The sequence below is a fragment of the Pseudomonas sp. CFBP 8771 genome (assembly GCF_014841695.1).
GTDB classification, from domain to species: domain Bacteria; phylum Pseudomonadota; class Gammaproteobacteria; order Pseudomonadales; family Pseudomonadaceae; genus Aquipseudomonas; species Aquipseudomonas baltica.
This window is the reverse complement of sequence record NZ_JACYUJ010000006.1, coordinates 1-26,557: the sequence shown is the minus strand read 5'-3', so window position 1 is coordinate 26,557 and position 26,557 is coordinate 1. Positions and strand designations below refer to the sequence as shown.

Here is a 26,557-nt window from a genome sequence, read left to right as displayed (position 1 = left end):
GATATGCTCGAAAGCGCGGGCCAATCGCCATCTGGTTGCTATACATTGATGCCCCCGACTGGATGATCCTCGATGGCCGCCGTTTTCCCGCAGCTCCGCAGTCTTCTGTACCGCCCCTGGGCGCTGGCAACGCTTGCCGCCCTGGCCAGCGCGCTGCTGCTGTTCGCGGCCAGTTTCGCGCTGATCATGCACCAGGTTCAGCTCAACGAACGGCAGCAGATGAATGCCAGCGGCGAACGCTTCCTGATCCGCCTGGAGCAGGTGTTCGGTCAGCTGCGCGAGGGGGTCGATGCGTTGCAGGCTCAACCTGTGCGCCATTGCGGCCCGCAGATGATGGATGCCCTGGAAAAGATCGGCTTCGACAACCGCTTCGTCTTCGAAGCCGCGTTCATCGACGGCGCCCAGCGCTGCTCCAACCGCCGCGGCAAGGACGTCGCCAGCCTGGGTCGACCGCCGGACATCCAGGGTTCTACCTACAGTTACTGGCTCAACACCACCACTCAGCGCAATGACAACTGGGCCGCGCTGATGCTTGGTCGCGGGCCGTTCCGGGTTTCGACCTCGCGGGGGCATCTGAGCGACGTGGTCGACCTGCCCGCCGGTGGCAGCCTGTTGGTGGTGCTCGACCAGGGACGCCGGGCGATCCCGGTGCTGGGTTCAGAGCAGCCATGGCCGCCGGTATCGGGTTGGCGTGCCGATGCGGTCGATGCCTTGCAGGTCACGTCGGACCGGTTGATCTACCGCATGTCGACCAAGTCCCCGGACTTCCAGTTGGTGCTGATCGCTCCGCGCAGCAAGGAACTGCCCATATTCGATACCCCGCTGTGGCTGCTGTTTCCTGTCAGCCTGGTGGTGGCCCTGTGCATCGGCTGGCTGGTTCTGCAACTGATCACCCAGCGCCGCTCGATGGGCGGCGAGCTGCACGGTGCGTTGCGTCGGGGCGAACTGCAGGTGCTCTACCAGCCGATCTTCGACCTGAGCAATCGTCGCTGCGTCGGTGCCGAGGCCTTGGTGCGCTGGCGTCGCCCCGACGGTACGCTCACCAGCCCGGAGCTGTTCATTCCGCTGGCGGAACACAGCGGCCAGATCCGCCAGATCACCGACTTCGTCCTGCAGCAGTCGCTCGAGCAGCTCAGCCACCTCTTGCGAGCCAACCCGCATTTGTACATTTCAGTGAATCTGGCGGCGTGCGATGTCACCGTGCCGCGCATCGGCGAGGTGGTGGCCCGGCTGCTCTCCATCTACCGCGTGGCGCCCGAGCAGATCGCCTTCGAGGTGACCGAACGTTCCCTGATCGACGTCGACGTGGCGCGGGAAAACCTTCAGGCCCTTCGCGACGTGGGCCATACGGTATTGATCGATGATTTCGGCACCGGTTACTGCAGCCTGGCATACCTGCAAAGCCTGCCTGTGGACTGCCTCAAGATCGACAAGGCGTTCATCGATGCCCTGGGCGATGACGTCGAAAGCAGTGGCGTGGCGCCCCATATCATTCGCATGGCTCATGCTCTGGATCTGCGGGTGATCGCCGAAGGCATCGAGCACGAGGCGCAAGCGCTGCTGCTCGAAAGCGAGGGCGTCGACTACGGTCAGGGTTGGTTGTTCGCGCAGGCACTGAATGCGCGACAGTTCAAGGAACTGATCACCAAGGGCCGGCGCCGCGCTGGTCGGCGCGCCGGCGACGAGGCCTGAGGGCGCAAGGCACCCAGGCCATCGCGCTAGATCGACAGGGTCATATAGAACTGGGTGCCCTGGCCGGGTCTTGAGTAGACCCCCATGCGGCCACCGTGCAACTGCACGATCTCCTTGCACAGCGCCAGGCCCAGTCCGGCACCGCCCTTCTTGCGCCCGACCTGTACGAAAGGCTCGAAAATACGCCCCTGCTGGCCGTAGGCGATGCCTTCGCCGTTGTCCTCGACGCTGATGATCACGCGCTCGGCATGGCGGCGTGCCTGCAAGCGGATATGGCCATTTTCCGCTGTGTGCCGCAGGGCGTTTTCCAGCAAGTTGTCCAGCACCCGATCCAGTTGCCCTGCGTCCACGTGCAGGCGTGGCAGCCCTTCGGCCAACTCGATGGTCAGCTGGATACCCAGCTCATGGGCGCGGCTGGCGAAGCGCTCGTAGGCGCGCTGCAACAGGTCATCCAGCGCACACGGCGCCAGCACCAGCTTCTGCAGGCCGTTCTGGTAACGCGAAAAGTTGAGCAGGTCGTTGATCAGTTGCATCAAACGCTGCATTTCTTCGTTGACCGTCATGAGCAGATCGGCCTCGCGACTCTGCTCTGGGAAATGCACGCGCTCCTGCAGCAGCCCAAAGGCCATGTGCATGCCCGTTACCGGCGTGCGCAGCTCGTGGGAGGCGCGCAGGACGAATTCGCTGCGTACGCGTGCGAATGCGCGCTGCTCGGTTACATCGTGCAGCACCATGACCGCGCCGAGGATATTGCCTTGGGTATGGGTCACCGGCGTCAGGCTGTACGAAAGCAGACGCGCTTCACCATCGACTTCGAAGCTCAGGTCGTCCAGCGCACGCTCCAGGCTGCCACCGCGCAGGATCAAATTCAGTTGTTCGTCCAGATCGGGCCTGCCAAGCGCTTCGCCCAGCCCCAGGCCCAGGCGGTGGTCTTCCCAGCCCAGCTGACGCTGCGCAACCGGGTTCAAATGCTCCAGCTGGCCTTGTCGATCAATCATCAGCAGGCCGTCGTCGATGCTGTCCAGCACCGCTTGCAGGCGCTGTTGCCCAGCGCGAAGCTCATCGACATTGGTGGCCTGATGCTGACGCAGCGCGTGGGCCATGGTGGCGAAGCGGCTGGCCAGCCGATTCAATTCTGCTGCGGGTGAAACCGGCAGCTGCACATCGAAATTGCCTTGGCTGATGTCGTCCGCCGCCTTGGCCAAGGCCTCGATGGGCCCGCCGAAACGGCGCGCGATACCGTGTGCGGTAAAAAAGCCGACGATCAGCACCGCCAGGCCCACCAGGCCGAGCAAACCCGATACCCACATCGCCCGTTGGTGGGACTCGTGCTCCAGCGCGGCGATACTTTGCAGGGTGTTCTTGTACGAATCGATCAGGCTCGTGCGCAGGGTATTGAATGCCTGGCTCAGCGGCGGGTTATGGCTCAACGGCAGGTGTTGCGTGGCCGTGGCCCGGTATTGCTCGACAAAGGCCTGGAAGTTTTCGGCGGACTGGAGAAATCCGTAGTGAGCATTGTGGCTTTGCTCATGGGCGATGCCTTCATCGAGCAGCGCTTTGAATTGCTCCTGTGACTGGCCGATGCCCGCGACGTCCGGATCGGGCTCCAGCATCATGACCAATTGATCGCCCAGGCTCTGGCGCATCTTGAGCCCCAGGTCCAGCGTGGTGAAGTGGCTGCGCAGCATGCTTTCCTGCGAAGCAGCCATCTGCATCACGCTGACCAGACCCAACACCAGCCCCAGCAACGCGACTGTAATCAGCGCCGAGATGCTGAGAAACAGCCGGGTGTGCAGCTTCATGGCCAGTTTCATAGGTTGTACTGTTTGCGTTTGCGATAAAGCGTCGAGGCATCGATACCCAGGGTTTTGGCGGCCTGATCCAAGGTATCACTGGTGGCCAGGACGGCACCGATGTGGGCCTTTTCCAGTTCGTCCAGGCTCAGCGCCGCGCCGATGCGCGGTGCATTGTTGGCGGGCTGCTCGGCCATGCCCAGATGGCTGACCTCGACGCGCTCCTGAGGGCAGATGATGCTCGCCCGTTCGATCACGTTGCGCAGCTCGCGGATATTTCCCGGCCAGCGATAGTTGAGCAGCGCCGCCCGCGCCTCCTCGCTGAAGCCTCTTGCCGGCCGCGCGTACTCCTTGACGAAGCGCGCCAGGAAACGATCGGCCAAGGTCAGGATATCCTCGCTGCGCTCGCGCAGCGGCGGCAGGTGCAGGGTGATCACGTTCAGGCGGTACAGCAGATCCTCGCGAAAACGGCCCTCGCGAACCATGTCCTCGAGGTTGAGGTTGGTCGCCGCCAGGATGCGCACATCGGCGCGCCGCGTCACGGGGTCACCTACCCGCTCGTATTCCTTGTCCTGAATGAAACGCAGCAACTTGGGCTGCAAGGTCAAGGGAAAATCGCCGATCTCGTCGAGAAACAGAGTCCCGCCATCGGCCTGGTTGACGCGACCCAAAGTGCTTTCACTGGCACCGGTGAAAGCACCGCGACTGTGGCCGAAGAGTTCGCTTTCCATCAACTCGGCAGTCAGCGACGGGCAGTTGATGGTTACGCAGCTTTTCTTGGCGCGCTTGCTCCAGCCATGAATGGCGCGTGCCAGCTCGCCCTTGCCGGTACCCGATTCGCCAAGAATGAGGATGTTGGCATCGGTCACCGCCACCTGGCGCGCGGTTTCCAGCACGACCATCATGGCAGGGCTGTGTGAATCAAGGCCGTCCTTGGGCTTGCGCACCTCGCCTTCGAGCGCTTCGAGCCGAGCCGACAATTGACGTACTTCCAATTGCTTGGCGGTCGCCAGGCGCAACTGATCGGGGCTGCAGGGCTTGACCAGATAGTCGGCGGCGCCGGCCTGAATCGCATCGACGGCGGTATCCACCGCCGAGTGCGCGGTGACGATCACCACACGCATCCATGGTGCCTGCACACGCATCTGTGCCAGTACATCCAGGCCGTTGTCCTCGCCCAGACGCAGGTCGAGGAAGCACAGGTCGAACACCTGCCGTTGCATCAAGGTGTCTGCCTGATTCGCGCTGTTGGCCGTCGCCACGCTGTAGCCTTCGTCTTCCAGGCAATAGCGGAAGGTACGCAGGATGGCGGACTCATCGTCCACCAGCAGAATGCGGCCTTTATGCTCCGTGCCAGATTCCATGTTCCTACGCTCCTCAGAGAAAATTCTTGGTTAGTCCCGGACAAATCGGGCAGGTTGCATGGTCGATTCTGATTGATTCGGCAGGCTGCATGGTAGCTATTAGCTGATTACATTTCTAACTGTATGAAATATCTGAGCTTTCAGTAAGTAAAAAGTTTGGCATATGCCTTGCGATATCAACCGATCGTCTTCAATGGGAGGAGAGTACGAATGCGCGGTATCAAGCGACTCACGTTGGCAAGCGTCATCGCAGGTCTGGTAGGCCTGTCGACATTGGTCTCGGCGGCCACCCCTGCCAATCTCGAGAAACACGAAGGTGAATCATCCAGCCTCGAGAGCAGGCTGCAGGCAGCACGCCAGGAGGGCTCCATCTGGACAGCGCTGGCTTTGAATCGACAGCTCAACGGCTTCGAGTTCGGCGTGCAGGTCCGTGAGGGCACCGCTACGTTGACCGGCGCTGTGGAAGACCAGGTCGACCGCGAGCTTGCCGAGCAGGTAGCCCTCAATACCCAGGGCATCGACAAGGTCGATAACCGCCTGACCCTCGATCCGGAACTGGTTGAGCACGTCAATCAGCGTCAGCAATTCGCCCAGCATCTGGAAGACGCCACGCTCACGGCAATCGTCAAGTCCAAGTTGCTGTGGAACACCAGTACCCAGGCACTGGATATCGTCGTCACCACCAGCGACGGTGTCGTGACGCTCAAGGGCCAGGCGCAGACTGCCGACGCCAAGCAACTGGCTGGCAGCCTGGCGACCAATACCGATGGCGTCTATCAGGTGAACAACCTGATCAGCCTGGGTGCAGCGGATACGGCGACAACGCGGGCCGAGACCAAGGGCAAGAAGACCGAAGAAGCCTTGAGCGATACTTGGGTGACCAGCAAGATCAAGGCGAGCCTGTTGCTCAATCGCGATCTGGACGGGCTGAGCATCGATGTCGAGACGCGCACGGGCATGGTAGCGCTCAAAGGTGACGTCGCCAGTTCCGAGCAGAAAACCCTGGCGGTCGAGGTGGCACGCAACATCCGCGGTGTCCGTGGCGTGGATGCCGATCTGTTGAAAGTGTCCAAGCCAATACTGTGATCGTGCAAATCGCCCGAGCCCAGGCGCGTTATCGTGCAGGTTGCTATTGAGTATTGAACGTCTATTAATGCAACCTACTGATTTTAAAGAGTTTAATCGGAGATAAAAGGTTGGCATGCAGGCTGCAATACTTGTTTCAAGAACACGTATTCAGTCGTTATCCCAGTGCAAGGAGTTTCCGGATGAACCGTCCTCAAGCAGCTCAAGCGTCCGCCCTGTCCCAATCGATGCGCCAAGCATTGTTTCTGGTTCTGGCGACGCTGGTGACCCTGCTGGCGGTGCAGCTGTATGCAGGCTGGGCATCTGCCCAGCAGCAGGATCTTCTTCTGCCACCTCAGGAGCGTCTGGTCGACACCGCGCACCTCAATCCAGCCAGTGCGCATTGGGTCGGGCGTCAGCAATCTGGAAACATTGAACGCGTACAAGCGAACGAACCGGTTGAACACATTCGCAGTTGGGTGTTCTGAGGTACTGGTAACGCATCTGATCAACCGATAAAACACGACAAATCGTAAAGGAGATACACCATGCTGAGTTGGGCAGTCACATTCCTGATCATCGCCATCATCGCCGCCGTCCTGGGCTTCGGTGGTATCGCCGGCACCGCAGCAGGCATCGCCAAGATCCTGTTCGTAGTATTCCTGGTGCTGTTCGTCGTCTCGTTCATCTTTGGTCGTCGCGGTCGAGGCTGACCATGACCAGCATGACCCTCAAGGGTATAGCCATGGCGCTGTCGCTGGTCGGCAGCAGCATGGCAATGGCCGCCAATGACGGTCAGGCTCGCGTCAGCGAGCTACTGGGTTCGAGCACCGAGTACCGCGATACCTGGCAGTCGGTGATCAAGTCCGAGGAACGTGTTCCGGACTGGATCATCAATCTGTCAGGCGTTTCGCCCCAACAGATGTCTGCAGTCCCTGAGGACGGCGACAATTATCTGGTGGGGCCGCTGTGTGAAACCGCTGAGAGCTGCAAAAGCGGGCGACTGCTCGTAGCCTTCAGCATGGACAAGGAAGATGCCTACGCATTGTATGTCCAGGTACCTGCCGGCTTGCCTGCCGATAAGTCGCCGACGCGTCACGCGACCTATCGCTTTCTCGGCAAGCCCGACGAGGGCATGCAGCAGATGCTCATGGAACAGTTGAAGAAAGACCCTGACTGGTACTGACTTCCTGTGATGCCGTGATGGTTTGCGCCATCACGGCAGTGCATCAAAAATCTACAGATTGGGCTGGGTCATCCTGGTCCGAATGGCTGGCACTCAGAAGGTGGCGGTCATGACCATGGGGTCGGGTTGTTCTGAATGCAGTCGGTTCGGAGTGACCTAGGGGTACAGGGAGGACCTCCGAACCGGGCCGGGTCAGGCAACAGCTGCTGCGCAAGCGGTGTACGATCATTACGTGCCCGGCTTGCGCAGAGCCTATCTTCGCAGCGTCGAGCTGCCTTCCATCTTGTTTCATCTTTTTCCAGCAGAAAATTCCCAGCGTTCGGTTTCGCGAACGTCGTTGGTTTTTCTGCACCCCCCTTTCGGCAAACCTGCCAATTGCTTCGGCATGACCAGTCGTCTATCCGAACTCACATATCAAAAGCAGAAAATCATTCAATTGCGTTATGCCGATCTTGCATAGGGTAGTCGCATCCGGCATTAGACGCTGCCGCAGTGCATCGGAATAGTTGCGCCTTTTTTCGTTCGCCAAAGCGTTTCGCCATGGCGTGAAGAAACCTCTACGGATGGCCGTTCGGCTTGCGAACAGGCATCACGAGTTGACTTGGAAAAAGGGTAACGACATGAAGAAGGCAAAACTGAGCCTCGCCTGGCAAATACTCATCGGCTTGGTACTGGGCATCGCACTGGGTGCAGTGCTCAACCACTTCAGTGCCGAGAAGGCCTGGTGGATCGGCAATATCCTGCAGCCCGCAGGCGACATCTTCATCCGCCTGATCAAGATGATCGTGATCCCCATCGTGATCTCTTCTCTGATCGTCGGCATTGCCGGCGTGGGCGATGCGAAAAAGCTCGGCCGCATTGGCGTAAAGACCATCCTCTATTTCGAAGTGGTGACCACCATTGCCATTCTGGTTGGCCTGGGCCTTGCCAACTTGTTCCAGCCTGGACTGGGTATCGACATGAGTACCTTGGGCACCGTGGATATCTCGCAGTATCAGAAAACCACGGCTGAGGTGCAGCATGACCATGCGTTCGTTGCCACCCTGCTCAACCTGATTCCGTCCAACATCTTTGCGTCGATCGTTCGCGGCGACATGCTGCCGATCATCTTCTTCTCGGTACTGTTCGGCCTGGGCCTGTCGAGTCTGCCAGGTGAAACCCGCGAGCCTCTGGTCAAAGTCTTTCAGGGCGTATCGGAAAGCATGTTCAAGGTCACTCACATGATCATGAACTACGCCCCAATCGGGGTTTTCGCGCTGATTGCCGTCACGGTGGCCAACTTCGGCTTCGCTTCACTGCTGCCCTTGGCCAAACTGGTGGTGCTGGTGTATGCGGCGATCCTGTTCTTCGCCATCGTCGTGCTCGGTGTCATCGCGCGCCTGTTCGGCTTCTCGGTCTTCAAGCTGTTCCGCATCTTCAAGGACGAGCTGGTACTGGCGTATTCCACGGCCAGTTCGGAAACCGTCCTGCCGCGCGTGATCGAGAAGATGGAAGCGTATGGCGCACCGAAGGCCATCAGCAGCTTCGTGGTGCCCACCGGCTACTCGTTCAACCTCGACGGCTCTACCCTGTATCAAAGCATCGCGGCGCTGTTCATTGCCCAGCTGTATGGCATCGACCTGTCGATCGGGCAACAACTGATGCTGGTACTGACCTTGATGGTCACTTCCAAAGGCATTGCAGGCGTGCCGGGCGTGTCGTTCGTGGTCTTGCTGGCGACCCTGGGCAGCGTCGGCATTCCGCTTGAAGGCCTGGCCTTCATTGCCGGCGTCGACCGCATCATGGACATGGCCCGTACCGCGCTCAACGTCATCGGCAATGCCTTGGCCGTGCTGGTGATCTCGCGTTGGGAAGGCATGTACGACGATGCCAAGGGCGAGCGCTACTGGAACTCCCTGCCGCACTGGCGCAACAAGGACCGCGTCGCCCCCTGACGCGGCTCTGTGGGAGCGGGCTCTGCCCGCGAACGGTGCGCCGCGATGATACCTGCATCCGCAGCCTACCCGGCGACGCGGCTCGTACCCTGTAGCAGCGGTGCAAGCCACGTCCGGCCTCACGCGAAAACCCGGACACACCACGCTGCCCTGCGGGGCAGAATCCAACCTCGCTTTGGGCTATCATCCGCGCATCTTCGAACGAGGGAATACCCATGCTGAACGGCCTGTGGCTCAGCTTCTTTCTGATCGCCGCGATTTCGGCCTTCGGCCAATGGCTCATCGGCGGCAATGCCGGCATCTTCGCCGCGATGGTCGAAAGCCTGTTCGCCATGGCCAAGCTGTCGGTAGAAGTAATGGTCCTGCTGTTCGGCACCCTCACCTTGTGGCTGGGCTTCCTGAAGATTGCCGAGAAGGCCGGTATCGTCGATTGGCTGGCCAAGGTCCTGGGGCCGTTGTTCAGCCGACTGATGCCCGAGGTGCCACGCGGCCATCCGGCACTGGGGCTGATTACCATGAACTTCGCCGCCAACGGCCTGGGCCTGGACAACGCCGCAACCCCGATCGGCCTCAAGGCCATGCGCTCGCTACAGGAACTCAACCCCAGTGCGACCACCGCCAGCAACGCGCAGATCCTGTTTCTGGTACTCAACGCCTCGTCGCTGACCCTGCTGCCGGTATCGATCTTCATGTACCGCGCCCAGCAAGGCGCCCTCGACCCGACCCTGGTGTTCCTGCCGATTCTCCTGGCCACCTCGGCCAGTACCCTCGCCGGGCTGCTGGCAGTGGCCGTGATGCAACGTCTGCGGCTGTGGGATCCAGTGGTGCTGGCTTATCTGATTCCCGGTGCGCTGCTGCTTGGCGTGTTCATGGCGTTCCTGGGCACCCTCTCGGCTACAGCCCTGGCGGGGCTGTCCTCGATCCTGGGCAACCTCACGCTGTTTGGCCTGATCATCCTGTTTCTGGTCATCGGCGCGCTGCGCAAGGTTCAGGTCTACGAGGCCTTCGTGGAAGGCGCCAAGGAAGGTTTCGACGTTGCCAAGAGCCTGCTGCCGTATCTGGTCGCCATGCTCTGCGCGGTAGGTGTGCTGCGCGCTTCGGGCGCCCTGGAGCTGGGCCTGGACGGCATTCGTCACCTGGTCGAATGGCTGGGCATGGACACCCGGTTCGTCGACGCCCTGCCGACCGCGCTGGTCAAGCCGTTTTCCGGCAGTGCCGCGCGCGCGATGCTGATCGAGACCATGCAGTCCCATGGCGTGGACAGCTTTCCGGCCCTGGTTGCGGCGACCATTCAGGGCAGCACCGAGACCACGTTCTATGTGCTGGCCGTGTACTTCGGCGCCGTGGGCATCCAGCGTGCACGTCACGCGGTCGGCTGTGCACTGCTGGCGGACCTGGCCGGAGTCATCGCCGCCATCGTGGTCTGCTACTGGTTCTTCGGTGCCACGGCGGCCTGAACCGCGTCGTCGGTCACCGTGAAGCGCAGCACGCCGACGATCTGACCATCCTCGGTCAACACCCGCACCTGCCATTTCCCCGCGACGTTGCCGGGGAAATTCTGCTTGTGGCTCCAGGCGCGATAGCCCTCCTTGCGCCCGCCGTGGATGTCCAGGGCGATGCGATCGACCTCGGTGCCGTTCTGCTGCCACACATGATAGATACGCTCGTCCAAGCCTCGAGGAGCATTGATGGCGGTGTAGGCGTACAGCCCGCTGCTGCGCAACTGCGCCGCGCTGACCGTATCCAGGCTGTCGCCATGGGTGCGGCTGCGGTTGTCCAGCTCGGTGGTCACCGCCACCTCGGTCAGCCATAGCGTGGCCGGCGGCACCCAGGAGCGCAGCAGCCATCCAGCACCGCCGATCATCAAGGTCGCCAGAACCAGCGCCACGCCGCGACGCCAATGGTTGATCGGGAAACTGACCGCCAGGCTTGGAAAGGCCAGCAGCATGGCGGTGGCCAGCGCCAGCTTGAAACTTTCATCGGTGGTCAGGTGCAGGATGATCGGCAGCGCCGTGAGCAACGCCGCGAACAGTGTGAATGTGTGCAGCGCCATGAACAGCCAGCGCCGGGGCGCGACCCACTTGTAGTACAGCGGGTCGATGATCGACACCAGCCCGGCCAGCGTCAGCAGGCCGGTAAACACCAGCTGGCCGCTGTTCCAGGTGGTGGTGATATAGAAGAAAGGCAGAACGAAGAACAGGCTTTCCTGGTGAATCATCTGGGTCGCGTAGCGCAGCACCGGCGTGGGTATCTCACGCTTGAACAAGCGGGTGAACAACTGGGTGAAGGTGTTCTCCAGCATCAACCAGATCCAGGTCAGCAGCATCACCACCGCGATCCAGCTGGCCAGGCCTGCCTGGCGATCGACCAGCACGAAGCTGCCGATGCCGGACAGGAAACCGCCCAGTGCGATCACACCCGGGTAGCGTTTGATAAGGTCGATGAGGCGCTGAACGAAGTACGGCATGGTCTTCCATAGAAAATAGGCAATGAAACGGTATTCAGGATACCGCCTCGGCAGCGATCAACGTCGTTTCGCGCGCCGCCAGACGATGAGCCCCACCAGCAATGCTGCCATGCCGATCAACACCGCCCAGGCGATCCGATAGAGCTCGTCATAGCCGAGCAGGGGTTTTTCGACACGGATATACCCCTGCGTCCCTACCATCTGACGCAAGGCAGTGTTGGCGTCCTCGACGGTGACCTGAGCCAACTGCCGCGCCGGGCTGGCGAAGCGGCCGTCGGTATAGTCGGCCAGTGCTCCCCAATAGTAGTCGGCCAGCGCCACGTTGCCTTGCGCCGCCCAGGCTTGCCGGGCGATCGCAAGATTCTTCAGGCGCTTGAAGGTCTCCGCGTCCACACCGTTGTCGCGCAGACGCGCGATCATCTGCCCCATGACCAGGCCGGTCTGACCGATATCGGCTCGATCCACATCGGCGTTCAGGCTCAGCAGGCCGCTGTCGCCGTACGACTCGCGGGCCACCCAGGGCCCGTACGACAGGCCGTGGGCAAGCCGCAGTTCGCGGTAAAGCTCCCATTCCAGATACATCTGCAGCAGGTCCAGGGTAGCGGGATGCGCGGTTTCAAGCACCGGTTCGACGAAGTACAGATGAAGCTTGGTGTCCTCGCCCAGCCAACCGCGGGTCAGTTCAGCCTGCGGCTCGGCCGCATGGGTGACCGAACGCAGGTCTTGATGGTCGCTGGGTTCCACCGCATCCAGCGCACCCCAGGTACGCTCCAGATAGGCCGGCAGCAGCTTATCCAAGCCTCCTACCACGATCAGGCTCATGTTGTTCGGTGCGTACCAGTTTTGCCGGACATCACGCACCTGCGCCAGCGTCAGGTCGGCGACTTCGGCAGGTTGCGGACACTTGAGGCCCAACTCGATAGCCAACTGACTGCTGGCATCGCTGTCCCGAGCGGGCTTGTCGAGCAAGCGCTGCAGGTGGGAATGATGGCCGCCGTCTTCGTGCTCGATGATACGCTTGGCGCTGGCCAGGGCTTTTTCGTCGATGGTGGTCCGAGTGACGGCAGCCAGCAGCAGGTCTAGTACCTTGCGCTGGTTGTGCGCTGGCGCTTCGATGACGAAGGTGGTGTCGGCACTGCTGGTGAACGCATTCCATTCGCCGCCCAGCGCCTGCATGCGTTCTTCGAGACCGCCTTCGCCGTGCTCGTCGATACCGCTGAACAGAAGATGCTCGAGCAGGTGGGGCAGTTCTTGATCAGTGCAGGAGAAGTCGTCGAAACCAACGCCAACCACCAGGCGAATCGACACGTGGGCACGCTCGTCGCCAGGTTTGAGCAGCAGTTGCAGGCCGTTGGGCAACAGATACCCTTCGACCTGGAAGCGGTCCAGCGCCACGGCTTCACGGCCGGCGCACAACAGCGTCGCCGCCAGGAGCCACAGGCACAGCAGACGATGCTGTGTGCCGGGAGCGCTTTTCACCCGCTCGTGCATGAATCCCTTCCATTGAAATCGACCAAGTCAATGGAACAGACCCCCTGGCCGGTCAGTCGTTCATAGCACATTGCTGGCCACTACCGCACGCTGCCAGTGCAACGCGCGGCTTTCCAGGCTCAGGACTCTTCCTGGGACTCGCGACGCTTGCGGGCCATGGCAGTACGCATCTTGATGTTCACGGCTTCCACAGCCAACGAGAACGCCATGGCGAAATAGACGTAGCCCTTGGGTACATGCACGTCGAACGCTTCGGCGATCAGTACGGTACCGACCACCAACAGGAACGACAACGCCAGCATCTTCAGCGATGGATGCTGGTCGATGAAGCGACTGATGGTGCCCGAAGCGACCATCATCACCAATACCGCAACGACGATGGCAGCGACCATGACCGGTACATGGGACACCATGCCCACCGCGGTGATGACCGAGTCCAGCGAGAACACGATGTCGATGATGGCGATCTGGATAATGGTGTAGATGAAGTTGCCACCCTTGCCTGCAACCTCGTCACCGCCCTCTTCTTCGCCTTCCATGCCGTGGTAGATCTCTTGCGAGCTTTTCCACAACAGGAACAGACCACCGAAGAACAGAATCAGGTCACGTCCGGAGATACCCTGGCCGAACACTACGAACAGGTCGGCGGTCAGGCGCATGACCCAGGTGATCGAAAGCAGCAGCAGAATGCGCGTGACCATGGCCAGCGCCAGGCCGAAAATCCGTGTGCGTGCCTGCATGTGCTTGGGCATGCGGCTCACCAGGATCGAGATCATGATGATGTTGTCGATGCCCAGCACGATTTCAAGTGCCGTCAGGGTCAAGAAAGCAACCCAGATTTCCGGGTTGGTGAACCATTCCATGTGAAGTCCTTCGTGTTGAATGTCAGGGCGGCGCAAGGCCGGATGCTAAAGCGCCGCTACCATGGGGTAGCGGCGCGACGGCGTCCGGCCTGGCTCGCGAATAGAATTTATAGACTGCTGAACAGAGGAAAGATCCCCATTGCCAGCGCGGCGAACATTATGCACAGGCAAACCAGTACTGCCCACTTGAGGGTGAAGCGCTGGTGGTCACCGAACTCGATACCGGCCAGGGCAACCAGCAGGTAGGTAGAGGGTACCAGCGGGCTGAGCAGGTGTACGGGTTGTCCGACGATCGAGGCACGGGCCATTTCCACCGGCGAGATGCCGTAGTGCGCCGCGGCTTCGGCCAGTACCGGCAATACGCCGTAGTAGAAGGCATCGTTGGACATGAAGAAGGTGAACGGCATGCTGACCAGCGCGGTGATCACGGCCAGGTACGGGCCCATGGCATCCGGAATCACGGCCAGCAGGCTCTTGGACATGGCATCGACCATGCCCGTGCCGGTCAGGATGCCGGTGAAGATACCGGCGGCGAAGATCAATCCGACCACGGCCAGAACGCTGCCGGCGTGGGCCGCGACACGTTCCTTCTGTGCTTCCAGGCACGGGTAGTTGACGATCATGGCAATACTGAACGCGACCATGAACAGCACCGGCAGAGGCAGCAGGCCCATGATCAGGGTGATCATCAGCAGCAGGGTCAAGCCGCCGTTGAACCAGATCAGCTTGGGCCGGCGTGCGTCAGGGAACTGCGACACGCTGATTTCGCTGTGGTCGATCTCGTCGCCAGGCAGGTGCAGCTCGCCCAGACGAACGCGCTCGCGCTTGCCGTACATGTAGGCAATCACCAGGATGGCGACCACACCGACCGCCATGGCCGGGATCATCGGCACGAAGATGTCCGAAGGGTCGACATGCAGGGCACTGGCAGCGCGCGCGGTCGGACCACCCCACGGCGTCATATTCATGACCCCGCCTGCCAGAATGATCAAACCGGCCATGATCCTTGGGCTCATGCCGATGCGCTGGTACAGCGGCAGCATGGCGGCAACGCAGATCATGTAGGTGGTCGCGCCGTCACCGTCCAGCGAAACGATCAACGCCAGTACGGCCGTGCCGACCGACACTTTCAGCGGGTCGCCCTTGACCAGCTTGAGGATCTTGCGCACTGCCGGGTCGAACAACCCCGAATCGATCATCAGGGCGAAATACAGGATGGCGAACATCAGCATAACGCCGGTCGGCGCAAGCTTGGTGATGCCCGCAAGCATCATCGGGCCGATTTCCGGTGCGAAACCACCGAACAGAGCGAACAGGATAGGCACGATGATCAAGGCGATCAGCGCAGAAAGGCGCTTGGTCATGATCAGGAACATGAACGTGATGACCATGGCAAAGCCAAGGAATGTCAGCATGGGAATACTCCAGGCACAGCGCGGCTAAAGACGAAGAACGAGAGGTTCAGCGAGGAATGGCAAGAGCCGGGAGTATGGGAAGGGTGGCACTGCGGGTAGGGATCATCAAGGACATCGGTTTCACCATTGTTGTTGTTCAAGAGGCCGAAAGCGCACCTTAGTGCTGCCATCTGGCCGGCCGGTCTTACGCCGGGGGTGGGTCGATCCTATGTCGGCAAGCTTTCAACAACCTTTCGCCATTCAAAACGATACAATTGTCCTTGTGGGAGCGGGCGCTGCTCGCGAATGCTCATGCCCTGCTCCTCAAAACGACACAGTCCTTTGTGGGAGCGGGCTCTGCCCGCGAATGGCGCCCCCTCGATCTCAAGGCAACACCAACCCACCCGCCGCCTTGTGCAACTGGCGCAGGTGTTCCCCCACCTGCTTCAGATTCGCTTCACTGGCCGCAATCTCCGCAGCCCGCTCAGGGGTCAGCAGCGCCCTCACCTCCTTGTCCAAGTCGGTACTCAGGCGCTGCAACCGTTGCTGGCGCTGACTGCTTTCCGATTCCAGCCGCTGCCACTCCGCCGTCTGCGGCAACCCGTAGCCACCGTTGTCGAGCAGCTCCGCCGGCCGGCTGAGAAAACCACTGTTGGCCAGTATTTCCTGCAGCATCTGATTGGCATTGGCCACGCTGCCATCCCCCAACTCGCGGGCGCCCAGATAGCGTTGCTTGACCTCATCCTGCGCCAACAGCAACTGGCGCCGGTAACTGGCCTGCTCCAGCAGCAACAGCGCAGCACTGGTGCGCAGGTCAGCCTGGGCAAACCAGGGCCGTCGCTGCTGAGCGTCCTGCGCCAACCAATCCTCGACGGTCTGCTGCGGGATGGGCAGATGCTTGCGCAGCACCTCGAACATGGCCTGGTAACGATCGCGATAGGAATCGAACCGATACCCCAGTCGCAATGCTTCACGCGGATCGTCGAGCACACTGCCATCGGCCAGCCCGCGCCCTTCCAGCACCTCGAGCAAACCGTTGGGCAAGATACTGTCGATGCCCTGGAGCCTCGGATCATGGGTACCGCTACGCAGCAGCTTGAGGTTCTCCACTGCACAATTGTTGGACAGGAAGTAATAGCTGCCGTCGTAGCTCCAATGCATTTCCGCGGCATGCCGCACCAGCGACTCGATCTCGGCGCGGTCCAGCTTGAGCGGCACCGACGCCAGGCTGCGCAACTCGGTCTTGGTGTACTCGTCGATCACCTGGGACAGCGGCAACACGAACAGTCGCGACGGGTATTGCCCCATCAGACCGCCCCACGTGGACAGCTGCACATCATTGACGAATGCCCGGTAAGACAGCACCAGATGCTGCTCCAGATCCAGTCGGCAGTCTGGTCCCCGCGGGCGTCCCGGGGCGCAGATGACCAGGCGCAGCATGCTGTGCCCCCAACGGCTGGCGAGGTTCTGATTGGCTTCGGCAAGCAGGTAGTCCACCGCGTAGACACGTTGCGGATCGATCTTGCCCAAGGGCGTCTTGCCGAAGTCGCTGCCGGCATTCAGGTAAGGCAGGCCTTCGGCGCAGCTTTGCTGGCGCGCCGGCGCCCAGTTGAAACGCGCCTTGAAGTAGTCGAACAATGCCGGCCGACGGCAGGCATAAGCCGGGTCGAGGAGAAAGTACTCCATGTTGACCGCGACGAATTCCTTCGGACTGCTGACTTCGTAGATGTCGGGACTGCGTACGATCTGACGGTTCTGCTCTTCGCGCTCGCCCCGGCGTCCGACGTATTGCTGCCAACCGGCCAGGTCCAGCAGGCGCGGGTCGTCGCTCAGGGTAAAGCGCCGCATACCCTGGCCACGGCACTCATCGGGCAAGCCAATCTTGCCAAGGCTGGCATTCTGACGGTTGCAGCGGTTGATCAGTGCACGGTCCGCAGGTGTCCACAGGCGCGCCCGATCATAGATATGCGTGAGTTCGTGCAGCACGGTGGCCAACAGCTCTTCGCGCACTGTGCCATGAGGACGGTTGGTCTGCCGCTGAGCGGAAGAGCCGTCGGCCAGCCCCTGCAATTGATTGAGGTTCAATTCCAGGCTGGATACCAGAGACGCTTGGCCATAGGCATTGTCGGGCATGCGCGATGACCAGCTGACGTCGATACGCCGGTCCAGCTGCGCGACGAACTGTGGTGGCAATGCGGCCATCGCATCGTCGAGCAGCGCCTGGCTGGCATCGGCCTGCCGGGCATCCAGCCCGCTGCGGTCAAGCACCAGCTGCAGGCTGGCAGAAGCCTGCGCAGCCGTCAGCAGAAGGCCTGCTGTCAGCAGCCAGCGGGCCAATCGCCTCACAGTGCGAGAATGGCTTCGGCAAGGTCCTGGTCACTGGCGGTGCGCGCCTGTGGAACGCGCTCACGCAGCGCATTGAAGGCGGCCTCCAGCTGCGCGCCACGGATGTTGCCCTGGCTGGCCACATAGCTGGCCGCGTCGTCCCGCGCTTCCAGGACCACCTTGGCGTCGCGGATCGAGGTCGTGGTGTCGGAAGTGAAATCGATCGACCGGCCAAATGCACGGACGATGATATTACTGGTGGCCACGACAGTTTGGGCCTGGGCCACATCGGCCAGCAGGAACAGGCCGAGGGTAGCGGCAATCAGCGGGGTACGCATGGAGCTTCTCCGTAATACGAGGTGTTTATTGGACGAGTATCGCCTGCGCCAGTTCAAGGTCGCCGGCAGCCATTCGAGGGTGCGCCTGGCGAATGACGGCCATGGCCGCTTCGAGCCGTGCGCCGCGGCATTGGCCGCCGCTGGCGACGAAGCAGGCGGCATCGTCCCGGGCAGACAGAATCAACTTGCGATCGAACGGTGCCGTGGTGACTTGGCTGGTCACATACAAGGTGATTACCGATGACTGCAGGCTCACATCGAAGGCCGCAGCCGACGACGCCCAGAGGGCAAGCAAGAATGGCAAATAACGCATCGGGCTTCAGGTGTCTAGCAATTGGGACGGCAAGGCTAGCCCAACGCCTGCGCGAGAGCCACCTCCGATGTCCGGCAGCCGGTAGCCTGCCGGTTCTTTCATCTGGAGCAGCACGCGCTGCAACGTATCAGATGGCAAGGATTGCCTGGGCCAGTTGGGTGTCGCTGGCTTGCATCTGAGGTGCAACCTTGCGGATGTGGGCAAAGGCACTTTCCAGCTTCACGCCGCGGATGTCGCCCTGGCTGGCCACGAAGCTTGCAGCGTCATCGCGCGCTTCACGGACGATCTTGTCGTCACGCAGCGAGGAAGACAGGTCGGACGTGGCGTTGGTCGACGCGTTGACCCCACGCACCAGCGCATCGGTGGTGACAACGAAGCTTGAAGCCTGTGCGCCACTGGCCAGAGCCAACAGTACGGCGGCACTGAGCAAATGATTACGGGTCATGATGAATCTCCAGGTCTGAACGAGGTTTGAGCGCAATAAAGCTTATTAGAGCGCCTGGAAGCCTCGGGCGCCAGCACTCCGACCACACCGGCAGCGCAATGACTCAACTGTTATGGTTATAAATTAATAACCAAAAACTGTACTTGTCCTGTTTCACGCAGGCGAAAAAAAACCCGTCAGCGTGGACCGCGACGGGTTTCTTGAATTCGGTGCTGGTTCGGCCTTCAGGCTCTGTTACCAGCGGGGCGTTGCATCAACGCCAGAACGGCTTGCTCAACTCTTCGCAACGCTGGGCTTCGCTGATACCGGCATCGGCCAGCAGACGAGCGTCCAGACGAGCCAGTTGATGACGGCTGGCGATACGGCGCTGCCAGAGCATCAGGTTGGCGAAGAAGCGCAGAGGAGCCGAAGTTTGCGCAGTTTGGGTGTTGGCCTGGAACAGGTCGGAACTGAGGGTACGTTCCATGATGTACATCCTTCCGCTTGTGGCGGGGCTGAGTAGTGGTTTATCTGGTACCCATTTTCCACGCTCGCCGTCCATAACAGTAGGCACAGTTCACCTGTATTGTGTGCAGTCAGTTAGCTGTGAAACCAAACTGTCTCGCTCTCGAATGAGGCAACTGTATGGGTCTGCACCAATTTAATGCATTTATCGTCAATCCAGTGCTCTGGGGTGCCTCGATTCTCATTTCTTTACCAGTACAGTAGTACAGTTAAATTTATTCGCTGCGATCTCTGATCACGTTGCACAAAAGCTCAGTCGCTGCAGCCTGCAACTGTATGCGTGGGTGTGCAATCCGGTACTGATTTCACGTAGATCGGTGCGCCATTGCAGTGCCGAGCGCCTACGGGTCCGCAGTGCTCGTTCAGCTCTGCCATCTGTTCTCCCTCCCTAAAGAAAAACCCCGCCATGGGGCGGGGTTTTTCAGTACGGCAGCCCATCAGGTGCATGGGCTCGGAATGCTATTCCACGGCCTTTACCATGTCCTCGATGACCTTCTTCGCATCACCGAACACCATCATGGTCTTGTCCAGGTAGAACAACTCATTGTCCAGTCCCGCGTAGCCACTGGCCATCGAGCGCTTGTTGACGATGATGGTCTTGGCCTTGAACGCCTCCAGGATCGGCATGCCGGCGATGGGCGACTTCGGATCGTTCTTGGCGGCAGGATTGACCACGTCGTTGGCACCCAGCACCAGTACCACGTCTGCCTGACCGAATTCGGAATTGATGTCGTCCATCTCGAAAACCTGGTCGTAAGGCACCTCGGCCTCGGCCAGCAGCACGTTCATGTGCCCCGGCATGCGCCCAGCCACCGGGTGGATCGCATATTTGACGGTCACTCCCGCGTGGGTCAGTTTTTCCGTCAGCTCTTTCAGCGCATGTTGCGCGCGGGCCACTGCCAGGCCGTAACCCGGCACGATGATCACGGTGTCGGCGTTGGTCAGCAGGAACGTGGCGTCATCCGCCGAGCCCGATCTCACCGGCCGCGCTTCCTTGGCGCCAGCCGGGCCTGCGTCTGCAACGGCACCAAAGCCTCCGCCGATGACATTGAAGAACGAACGGTTCATGGCCTTGCACATGATGTAGGAAAGAATTGCGCCGCTGGAGCCCACCAGCGATCCGGCGATGATCAGCATCGAGTTGTTCAGCGAGAAGCCGATGCCCGCCGCCGCCCAGCCCGAATAGCTGTTGAGCATCGACACCACCACCGGCATGTCCGCGCCGCCGATCGGGATGATCAAGAGCACGCCCAGCACGAACGCCAGTGCCAGCATCAGGCCAAAAGCGGCATAGCTGCCGGTGAACATGAAGATCAAGCCACACAGCAAGGTGCCCAGACCCATCAGCAGGTTCAGCTTGTGCTGCCCGGAGAACTGCACGGGGGCACCCTGGAACAGGCGGAACTTGTATTTTCCGGACAGCTTGCCGAAGGCGATCACCGAACCGGAAAAAGTGATGGCGCCGATTGCCGCGCCGAGGAACAGCTCCAGACGATTGCCGGTCGGGATCGGATCGCCCAGCTGCCCGACGATGCCCAGGGATTGCGGCTCGACCACGGCGGCAATGGCAATGAATACCGCTGCCAGCCCGATCATGCTGTGCATGAACGCCACCAGTTCCGGCATCTTGGTCATTTCCACGCGCTTGGCCATGATCGACCCGGCAGTACCGCCAACCAGCAGGCCGACCAGCACGTAGCCGATCCCGGCGGTGGCCAGTTCTGCGCCCAGCTTGTAGATCAGGCCAACGGTGGTGAGCACCGCCAGCGTCATGCCGAGCATGCCGAACAGATTGCCGCGCCGGGACGTGGTCGGATGGGACAAGCCTTTGAGCGCCTGGATGAAACAGACCGATGCCACCAGATAAAGAAGCGTAACCAGGTTCATGCTCATTGTTTGGATGCCTCATCCTTCACTTTCGGTGCTTTCTTCTTGAACATCTCCAGCATCCGCCGGGTTACCAGGAACCCCCCGAATACGTTCACCGCTGCCAGCGCAACGGCCAGCGTACCCATGGTCTTGCCCAGTGGCGTCACGGTGAGCGCTGCGGCGAGCATGGCGCCAACGATGACGATGGCCGAAATGGCATTGGTCACGGCCATCAGCGGAGTATGCAGCGCGGGTGTCACGTTCCAGACCACGTGGTAGCCAACATAGATGGCCAGCACGAAAATGATCAGGTTGTAGATACCGTGAGAGATCAGCATGTCTTCCATTGTCGTTGTCCTCAGCCGTTCTTGCGCACGATCTGCCCATCGCGGCACATCAGGCATGCCGCGACGATGTCGTCTTCCAGATTGATGGTGAACTGCCCGTCCTTGTCGAACAGCAGCTTCATGAAGTCCAGCAGGTTGCGTGCATACAAGGCCGACGCATCGGCACCCACCTGCGCCGGAAGGTTGGTCGGGCCCACGATGGTCACGCCGTTGTGCACCACGATCTGATCGGCCACGGTCAGCGGGCAGTTGCCGCCCTGCAGCGCCGCCAGGTCGATGACCACCGAGCCTGGCTTCATCTGCGCCACCGTCTCGGCGCCAAGCAGCGTGGGTGCTTTGCGCCCGGGAATCAGCGCGGTAGTGATGACGATGTCAGCCTGCTTGGCGCGCTCGTGAACCGCTTGCGCCTGACGCTGCATCCAGCTGGCGGGCATGGGGCGGGCATAGCCGCCGGTACCGACGGCACATTCACGTTCTTCGTCGGTTTCGTACGGCACATCGAGAAACTTCGCGCCCAGCGATTCGATCTGCTCCTTGACTGCCGGGCGCACGTCGGAGGCCTCGATCACCGCGCCCAGGCGCTTGGCGGTGGCGATGGCCTGCAAGCCCGCCACGCCAGCGCCCAGAATCAGCACGCGAGCAGCTTTGACGGTACCGGCGGCAGTCATCAGCATCGGCATGAAGCGCGGATAGTGGTGCGCGGCCAGCAACACCGACTTGTACCCGGCAATGTTGGCTTGCGAAGACAGTACGTCCAGGCTCTGTGCGCGTGAAGTGCGCGGGGCCGCCTCGAGAGCAAAGGCGCTGATGCCTCGCGCGGCCATCTTGGCGATCACTTCGTTGTTGAACGGGTTGAGCATGCCCAGCAGCACCGTACCGGCAGCCATCTGCTGCAGCTCTGCGTCACTGGGCGCATTGACCTTGAGCACCAGTTGCGTGGCAAATGCCTGGGCAGCACTGCCAATGGTCGCGCCAGCGGCCTGGTAGGCATCGTCGGTCACGCTGGCGAGAACCCCCGCACCACGTTCGACCGTCACCGCATGGCCTTGAGCGACCAGCTTCTTGATGGTCTCCGGGGTAGCGGCTACACGTGTTTCGCCCTGCTGCGTTTCGAGAGGAACACCAATGTGCACGTTATATCTCCTGCTGGATCTTTTTCCTGGTCATACCCAAGCCCTGGCCATGGCCATCGTGCCAGAGCGCCATCAGCGCGATACCGCCTGAGAGCGGCGGGCCGCGGCATTTTGCAGGCCCCGACGAGCGGCTTCAACAGGTTATGGAGCGATACACTCTGGGCACTACAAGTCACGCTGTGACCGAATGTCACAGCATTCCTGCTTCCGCCCTTCTAGTACGGGCGTTGCAGGCGAGGCTGGGCTTCTCGAAATATTTTGCGAAATATTTATCGGCTGCGGGCGATAGCGTGTCAAAAACCTGCCAGATGCAGGCAGTTCAACGGCTGTAGCGGAAATACCGCGGTTTATCAAAGCTTTCAATAACGCGCCAGAAACGTACATCTGTAGGTTGCTACCGTTCGCCACTACCGATTTCCAGTCCATGTGGCAGGGGTTGGCGATAATCCTCTGCCTGCTGCATCAACCAGTCGCGAAAGGTCCGCAGCGCCGCCAGCTCGCGATGCCTTTCTGGCACGGCAAGGTAGTAGGCCTTGCTACTGCGCAATTCGTGGGCGTTGGCAATGACCAGGCTGCCCTCGCGCAACTCGCGCTGGATCAGGAACGGAGGAATGAGCGCCAGCCCCATCTCATGTACCGCCGCCTGGGCCAGCATGGAGAATAGTTCATAGCGCGGCCCACTGAGGTCGCGGGACACGTTCAGCTCAAGGCTGGCAAACCATTGCCGCCATGCATAGGGGCGTGTGCTTTGCTGCAACAGCGCAAGCTCGGCAATGCGTGTTGGCGCCAGCGCTGGTTGCCCCTGCAGCAGCGCCGGGCTGCATACCGGGACAGGATGCTCTTCCATCAGCCTGCTGGTCTGCGTCCCCGACCAATCACCATCACCGAAGTAGATCGCCGCATCGAAGTCGGTATCGGCGAACAGAAAGGGTCGAGTTCGGTTGGTCAGGTTGACCGTGATCTGCGGATGATGCCGCTGGAAGTCCTTCAGGCGTGGCAACAGCCACTGCGTACCGAAGGTCGGCACCACCGCCAACTCCAAGGTGCTGGCACCTTGCTGCCCCATCACCGCCAGTGTCTCGCGCTCGACAGCATCGAGCTGCGCGGCCACCCGGCGGCTGTAGGACAGCCCAGCCTCGGTTAGCTTCACGCCACGCTTCGAACGCCGGAACAGGCGCACGTCGAGAAATTCCTCGAGGTTGGCAATCTGTCGACACACCGCGCCCTGAGTCAGGAACAGTTCCAGGGACGCCTTGGTAAAGCTCTCATGGCGTGCCGCCGCTTCGAAACAGATCAGAGCCGCCGTACTGGGAATTCGTCTACGCATGTAACTGTTCCTCACATCACTGCCGGCCATGTTGCCTGTCGCAGGTTCCTGAAGTGAGAAATTATCACAAGCTCATGCGTAATCCTCCTTTGCTCACCAACGCATCAGCACCTACCCTCGGGCTATACAGCTTTTCCGAGGACGCGCACATGGCAAGCTTCAACTGGATCGACCCACTGCTGCTGGACCAACAACTCACGCAGGAAGAGCGCATGGTGCGCGACTCTGCCGAGCAATACGCTCAAGGCAAGCTGATGCCGCGAGTGCTGGAGGCCTTTCGCCACGAAACCACCGACCCTGCCATCTTTCGCGAGATGGGCGAGATGGGTCTGCTCGGTGCGACCATCCCCGAAGAGTTCGGCGGCAGTGGCCTGAATTACGTGTGCTACGGCCTTATTGCCCGTGAGGTCGAGCGGGTGGACTCTGGCTATCGCTCGATGATGAGCGTGCAGTCGTCGTTGGTCATGGTGCCGATCAATGAATTCGGTACCAAGGCGCAAAAGCAGAAATACCTTCCCAAATTGGCCAGCGGTGAGTGGATCGGCTGCTTCGGCCTGACCGAGCCCGACCATGGCTCGGATCCAGGGGCGATGGTCACGCGAGCGCGCAAGGTCGAAGGCGGCTACCGCATGAGCGGTAGCAAGATGTGGATCACCAACAGTCCGATTGCCGACGTATTCGTGGTGTGGGCCAAGGACGATGCGGGAGACATCCGCGGCTTCATTCTGGAAAAAGCCTGGGCCGGGCTCAGTGCACCTGCGATCCACGGCAAGGTCGGCCTGCGCGCGTCCATCACCGGCGAGATCGTCATGGACAACGTATTCGTGCCGGAAGAAAACATGTTTCCCGATGTACGTGGTCTCAAGGGGCCCTTCACGTGCCTCAATTCGGCACGCTATGGCATCTCGTGGGGGGCGCTCGGTGCTGCAGAGTGCTGCTGGCACACCGCCAGGCAGTACACCCTGGATCGCCAGCAATTCGGTCGGCCACTGGCAGCCAACCAACTCATCCAGAAAAAGCTGGCTGACATGCAGACCGAAATCACTCTGGCCCTGCAAGGCTGCCTGCGTTTGGGCCGCATGAAGGATGAAGGCACGGCGGCGGTGGAGATCACCTCGATCATGAAGCGCAACTCCTGTGGCAAATCCCTGGATATCGCGCGCATGGCCAGGGATATGCTGGGCGGCAACGGTATATCCGATGAATTCGGCGTCGCCCGTCATCTGGTCAATCTGGAAGTGGTCAATACCTACGAGGGTACTCACGACGTACATGCCCTGATCCTGGGGCGGGCGCAAACCGGCCTGCAAGCCTTCTATTGATAGGAGGTCGTCATGGGCGCCCTTTCGCATCTTCGTGTTCTCGACCTGTCGCGGGTACTCGCCGGGCCATGGGCCGGGCAAATCCTGGCCGACCTCGGCGCCGAGGTCATCAAGGTCGAGCGCCCAGGCCGGGGTGATGACACCCGAGCCTGGGGGCCACCGTTCCTTGCCGACCACGCTGGCAACAGTACGGGTGAAGCCGCCTATTACCTGTCGGCCAACCGCAACAAGCGCTCGGTCACCATCGACTTCACCCGACCCGAAGGTCAGCAGTTGGTACGTGACCTTGCTGCAGGCTCCGACATTCTGATCGAAAACTTCAAAGTAGGCGGACTCGCCGCCTACGGCCTGGACTACGCATCACTCAGCGCTGTGAACCCGCAACTGATCTACTGCTCCATCACCGGTTTCGGTCAGACCGGCCCCTATGCAGCGCGCCCCGGTTATGACTTCATGGTGCAAGGCATGGGTGGCCTGATGAGCCTCACCGGCAAGGCGGACGGCGAACCCGGAGCCGGGCCTGCCAAGGTGGGCGTGGCCCTGACCGATATCCTCACCGGCCTTTATTCAACCGTTGCCATGCTGGCCGCGCTGGCGCATCGCGACAAGGGCGGCGGTGGACAACAGATCGACATGGCGCTGCTGGATGTGCAAGTAGCCTGCCTGGCCAACCAGGCCATGAACTACCTCACGACAGGGGTGGCGCCTGAGCGTCTGGGCAATGCCCATCCGAACATCGTGCCTTACCAAGATTTCCCCACGGCCGATGGTGACTTCATCCTGACCGTGGGCAACGATAGCCAATTCGCCAAGTTCGCGCGGGTGGCGGGTCATCCGGAATGGGCAAGCGATCCCCGATTCGCGTCCAATCAGCAGAGAGTCGCCAACCGCAAGCAGCTGATCCCCCTAATCCGGCAGGCAACGGTGTTCAAGACCACCGAGCAGTGGGTGGCCGAGCTCGAAGTGGCCGGTGTGCCCTGTGGGCCTATAAATGACCTGTCCCAGGTATTCGCCGACCCTCAGGTAGTGGCCAGGGAGCTTGCGATCCATATGCAGCATCCGCTGGCTGGCACCGTGCCTACGGTTGCCAGTCCCCTGCGGCTCAGTGCCAGCCCTGTGGAGTACCGACATGCGCCGCCTCTGCTGGGCGAACACACCAAGGAAGTACTGCAGCAGCTGCTTAACATGGACGCCCTTACCTATCACCAGCTTCACGCTGCAGGTGTGGTGTAGTCGTTCTTCTTATAGAGAAGAACGCTTGGACGCGGAGTTATGATGGTTTTTCGAATTGGGGGTTGACGGCAGATCTGTAGTGTCTATAATTCGCCCCACTTCCGGCGCAGCCGAAACGATAAACTCCTTGTTAATCAATGAGTTGGCCGTTT

24 protein-coding genes are annotated in these 26,557 nt (G+C 60.9%); 9 read left to right on the top strand and 15 right to left on the bottom strand.

Features of this window, described 5'->3' with window-relative positions; genetic code table 11:
• Positions 1-72: 72 nt before the first annotated feature.
• Positions 73-1,692, top strand: a complete 1,620-nt coding sequence (locus tag IFT80_RS14600) for an EAL domain-containing protein (protein WP_122480103.1) — start codon at positions 73-75, stop codon at positions 1,690-1,692.
• 26 nt (positions 1,693-1,718) lie between these two features.
• On the opposite strand, the gene IFT80_RS14595 is transcribed toward IFT80_RS14600, so the two are convergent.
• Together IFT80_RS14595 and algB are read right to left on the bottom strand one after the other, a co-directional pair.
• Complete coding sequence (locus IFT80_RS14595) at positions 1,719-3,506, bottom strand: KinB sensor domain-containing domain (RefSeq protein WP_122480104.1); 1,788 nt, start codon at positions 3,504-3,506, stop codon at positions 1,719-1,721.
• Positions 3,503-4,849, bottom strand: a complete 1,347-nt coding sequence (algB, locus tag IFT80_RS14590; protein ID WP_049860524.1) for a sigma-54-dependent response regulator transcription factor AlgB — start codon at positions 4,847-4,849, stop codon at positions 3,503-3,505. Before algB ends, IFT80_RS14595 begins: the two co-directional genes overlap by 4 nt.
• Before the next feature lie 210 nt (positions 4,850-5,059).
• On the opposite strand from algB, the gene IFT80_RS14585 reads away from it, so the two are divergent.
• From IFT80_RS14585 to IFT80_RS14560, 6 genes are all read left to right on the top strand, one after another.
• Positions 5,060-5,935, top strand: coding sequence for a BON domain-containing protein (locus tag IFT80_RS14585; protein WP_192137783.1), 876 nt, complete (start codon positions 5,060-5,062; stop codon positions 5,933-5,935).
• A gap of 182 nt (positions 5,936-6,117) precedes the next feature.
• Complete coding sequence (locus IFT80_RS14580; protein WP_192102995.1) at positions 6,118-6,402, top strand: hypothetical protein; 285 nt, start codon at positions 6,118-6,120, stop codon at positions 6,400-6,402.
• 60 nt (positions 6,403-6,462) lie between these two features.
• On the top strand, positions 6,463-6,627 hold the full coding sequence (locus tag IFT80_RS14575; protein ID WP_043191899.1) for a DUF1328 domain-containing protein: 165 nt from the start codon (positions 6,463-6,465) through the stop codon (positions 6,625-6,627).
• Between the two features lie 2 nt (positions 6,628-6,629).
• Positions 6,630-7,100: an inhibitor of vertebrate lysozyme family protein gene (locus IFT80_RS14570; RefSeq protein ID WP_192055232.1), complete on the top strand. Its 471-nt coding sequence runs from the start codon at positions 6,630-6,632 to the stop codon at positions 7,098-7,100.
• 620 nt (positions 7,101-7,720) lie between these two features.
• Positions 7,721-9,034, top strand: coding sequence for a glutamate/aspartate:proton symporter GltP (gene gltP / locus IFT80_RS14565; protein WP_185794577.1), 1,314 nt, complete (start codon positions 7,721-7,723; stop codon positions 9,032-9,034).
• A 215-nt stretch (positions 9,035-9,249) separates the two neighbouring features.
• The gene (locus IFT80_RS14560) at positions 9,250-10,491 is read left to right on the top strand and encodes a nucleoside recognition domain-containing protein (RefSeq protein WP_122480109.1); all 1,242 of its coding nucleotides are present in this window, start codon (positions 9,250-9,252) and stop codon (positions 10,489-10,491) included.
• Here the strand turns inward: IFT80_RS14560 and IFT80_RS14555 are convergent.
• The 13 genes from IFT80_RS14555 to IFT80_RS14495 form a co-directional block, all read right to left on the bottom strand.
• Entirely contained in the window at positions 10,461-11,501 is a 1,041-nt protein-coding gene (locus IFT80_RS14555; protein WP_185794576.1) for a DUF5924 family protein, read from the bottom strand. The genes IFT80_RS14560 and IFT80_RS14555 overlap by 31 nt on opposite strands.
• 57 nt (positions 11,502-11,558) lie before the next feature.
• Positions 11,559-12,992, bottom strand: coding sequence for a M16 family metallopeptidase (locus IFT80_RS14550; protein WP_192137782.1), 1,434 nt, complete (start codon positions 12,990-12,992; stop codon positions 11,559-11,561).
• A gap of 119 nt (positions 12,993-13,111) precedes the next feature.
• Positions 13,112-13,855, bottom strand: a complete 744-nt coding sequence (locus tag IFT80_RS14545) for a TerC family protein (RefSeq protein WP_122480112.1) — start codon at positions 13,853-13,855, stop codon at positions 13,112-13,114.
• A gap of 107 nt (positions 13,856-13,962) precedes the next feature.
• Positions 13,963-15,270, bottom strand: a complete 1,308-nt coding sequence (locus tag IFT80_RS14540) for a CitMHS family transporter (protein WP_122480113.1) — start codon at positions 15,268-15,270, stop codon at positions 13,963-13,965.
• A gap of 363 nt (positions 15,271-15,633) precedes the next feature.
• Positions 15,634-17,595, bottom strand: a complete 1,962-nt coding sequence (locus IFT80_RS14535) for a DUF7844 domain-containing protein (RefSeq protein WP_342214343.1) — start codon at positions 17,593-17,595, stop codon at positions 15,634-15,636.
• Complete coding sequence (locus tag IFT80_RS14530) at positions 17,592-17,912, bottom strand: DUF2388 domain-containing protein (protein ID WP_122480114.1); 321 nt, start codon at positions 17,910-17,912, stop codon at positions 17,592-17,594. The genes IFT80_RS14535 and IFT80_RS14530 overlap by 4 nt, the downstream gene beginning before the upstream one ends.
• A gap of 25 nt (positions 17,913-17,937) precedes the next feature.
• Positions 17,938-18,225 carry a DUF2388 domain-containing protein gene (locus tag IFT80_RS14525; protein WP_185794574.1) on the bottom strand — a complete coding sequence of 96 codons (288 nt, stop codon included), beginning with the start codon at positions 18,223-18,225 and terminating at the stop codon, positions 17,938-17,940.
• Between the two features lie 127 nt (positions 18,226-18,352).
• Positions 18,353-18,670, bottom strand: coding sequence for a DUF2388 domain-containing protein (locus IFT80_RS14520; RefSeq protein ID WP_192137781.1), 318 nt, complete (start codon positions 18,668-18,670; stop codon positions 18,353-18,355).
• A gap of 253 nt (positions 18,671-18,923) precedes the next feature.
• On the bottom strand, positions 18,924-19,136 hold the full coding sequence (locus IFT80_RS14515) for a DUF1127 domain-containing protein (RefSeq protein ID WP_122714881.1): 213 nt from the start codon (positions 19,134-19,136) through the stop codon (positions 18,924-18,926).
• 497 nt (positions 19,137-19,633) lie between these two features.
• Entirely contained in the window at positions 19,634-21,067 is a 1,434-nt protein-coding gene (locus tag IFT80_RS14510) for an NAD(P)(+) transhydrogenase (Re/Si-specific) subunit beta (protein ID WP_192137780.1), read from the bottom strand.
• On the bottom strand, positions 21,064-21,390 hold the full coding sequence (locus IFT80_RS14505; RefSeq protein ID WP_043191874.1) for an NAD(P) transhydrogenase subunit alpha: 327 nt from the start codon (positions 21,388-21,390) through the stop codon (positions 21,064-21,066). The genes IFT80_RS14510 and IFT80_RS14505 overlap by 4 nt, the downstream gene beginning before the upstream one ends.
• Before the next feature lie 11 nt (positions 21,391-21,401).
• Positions 21,402-22,523, bottom strand: coding sequence for a Re/Si-specific NAD(P)(+) transhydrogenase subunit alpha (locus IFT80_RS14500; protein WP_122480118.1), 1,122 nt, complete (start codon positions 22,521-22,523; stop codon positions 21,402-21,404).
• Positions 22,524-22,917: 394 nt separating this feature from the next.
• Positions 22,918-23,850 (bottom strand): LysR family transcriptional regulator, encoded by a 933-nt coding sequence (locus tag IFT80_RS14495; RefSeq protein WP_192102993.1) that lies wholly within the window; start codon positions 23,848-23,850, stop codon positions 22,918-22,920.
• 149 nt (positions 23,851-23,999) lie between these two features.
• On the opposite strand from IFT80_RS14495, the gene IFT80_RS14490 reads away from it, so the two are divergent.
• On the top strand, positions 24,000-25,172 hold the full coding sequence (locus IFT80_RS14490; RefSeq protein WP_192137779.1) for an acyl-CoA dehydrogenase: 1,173 nt from the start codon (positions 24,000-24,002) through the stop codon (positions 25,170-25,172).
• A 12-nt stretch (positions 25,173-25,184) separates the two neighbouring features.
• Positions 25,185-26,405, top strand: coding sequence for a CaiB/BaiF CoA transferase family protein (locus tag IFT80_RS14485; protein ID WP_192059192.1), 1,221 nt, complete (start codon positions 25,185-25,187; stop codon positions 26,403-26,405).
• Positions 26,406-26,557 lie beyond the last annotated feature (152 nt).

Bases quoted from the DNA above. Each gene is read 5' to 3' on its own strand.
- IFT80_RS14600 (WP_122480103.1), top strand. From the start codon at position 73: ATGGCCGCCGTTTTCCCGCAGCTCCGCAGTCTTCTGTACCGCCCCTGG.
- IFT80_RS14595 (WP_122480104.1), bottom strand. From the start codon at position 3,506: ATGAAACTGGCCATGAAGCTGCACACCCGGCTGTTTCTCAGCATCTCG.
- algB (WP_049860524.1), bottom strand. From the start codon at position 4,849: ATGGAATCTGGCACGGAGCATAAAGGCCGCATTCTGCTGGTGGACGAT.
- IFT80_RS14585 (WP_192137783.1), top strand. From the start codon at position 5,060: ATGCGCGGTATCAAGCGACTCACGTTGGCAAGCGTCATCGCAGGTCTG.
- IFT80_RS14580 (WP_192102995.1), top strand. From the start codon at position 6,118: ATGAACCGTCCTCAAGCAGCTCAAGCGTCCGCCCTGTCCCAATCGATG.
- IFT80_RS14575 (WP_043191899.1), top strand. From the start codon at position 6,463: ATGCTGAGTTGGGCAGTCACATTCCTGATCATCGCCATCATCGCCGCC.
- IFT80_RS14570 (WP_192055232.1), top strand. From the start codon at position 6,630: ATGACCAGCATGACCCTCAAGGGTATAGCCATGGCGCTGTCGCTGGTC.
- gltP (WP_185794577.1), top strand. From the start codon at position 7,721: ATGAAGAAGGCAAAACTGAGCCTCGCCTGGCAAATACTCATCGGCTTG.
- IFT80_RS14560 (WP_122480109.1), top strand. From the start codon at position 9,250: ATGCTGAACGGCCTGTGGCTCAGCTTCTTTCTGATCGCCGCGATTTCG.
- IFT80_RS14555 (WP_185794576.1), bottom strand. From the start codon at position 11,501: ATGCCGTACTTCGTTCAGCGCCTCATCGACCTTATCAAACGCTACCCG.
- IFT80_RS14550 (WP_192137782.1), bottom strand. From the start codon at position 12,992: ATGCACGAGCGGGTGAAAAGCGCTCCCGGCACACAGCATCGTCTGCTG.
- IFT80_RS14545 (WP_122480112.1), bottom strand. From the start codon at position 13,855: ATGGAATGGTTCACCAACCCGGAAATCTGGGTTGCTTTCTTGACCCTG.
- IFT80_RS14540 (WP_122480113.1), bottom strand. From the start codon at position 15,270: ATGCTGACATTCCTTGGCTTTGCCATGGTCATCACGTTCATGTTCCTG.
- IFT80_RS14530 (WP_122480114.1), bottom strand. From the start codon at position 17,912: ATGCGTACCCCGCTGATTGCCGCTACCCTCGGCCTGTTCCTGCTGGCC.
- IFT80_RS14525 (WP_185794574.1), bottom strand. From the start codon at position 18,225: ATGCGTTATTTGCCATTCTTGCTTGCCCTCTGGGCGTCGTCGGCTGCG.
- IFT80_RS14520 (WP_192137781.1), bottom strand. From the start codon at position 18,670: ATGACCCGTAATCATTTGCTCAGTGCCGCCGTACTGTTGGCTCTGGCC.
- IFT80_RS14515 (WP_122714881.1), bottom strand. From the start codon at position 19,136: ATGGAACGTACCCTCAGTTCCGACCTGTTCCAGGCCAACACCCAAACT.
- IFT80_RS14510 (WP_192137780.1), bottom strand. From the start codon at position 21,067: ATGAGCATGAACCTGGTTACGCTTCTTTATCTGGTGGCATCGGTCTGT.
- IFT80_RS14505 (WP_043191874.1), bottom strand. From the start codon at position 21,390: ATGGAAGACATGCTGATCTCTCACGGTATCTACAACCTGATCATTTTC.
- IFT80_RS14495 (WP_192102993.1), bottom strand. From the start codon at position 23,850: ATGCGTAGACGAATTCCCAGTACGGCGGCTCTGATCTGTTTCGAAGCG.
- IFT80_RS14490 (WP_192137779.1), top strand. From the start codon at position 24,000: ATGGCAAGCTTCAACTGGATCGACCCACTGCTGCTGGACCAACAACTC.
- IFT80_RS14485 (WP_192059192.1), top strand. From the start codon at position 25,185: ATGGGCGCCCTTTCGCATCTTCGTGTTCTCGACCTGTCGCGGGTACTC.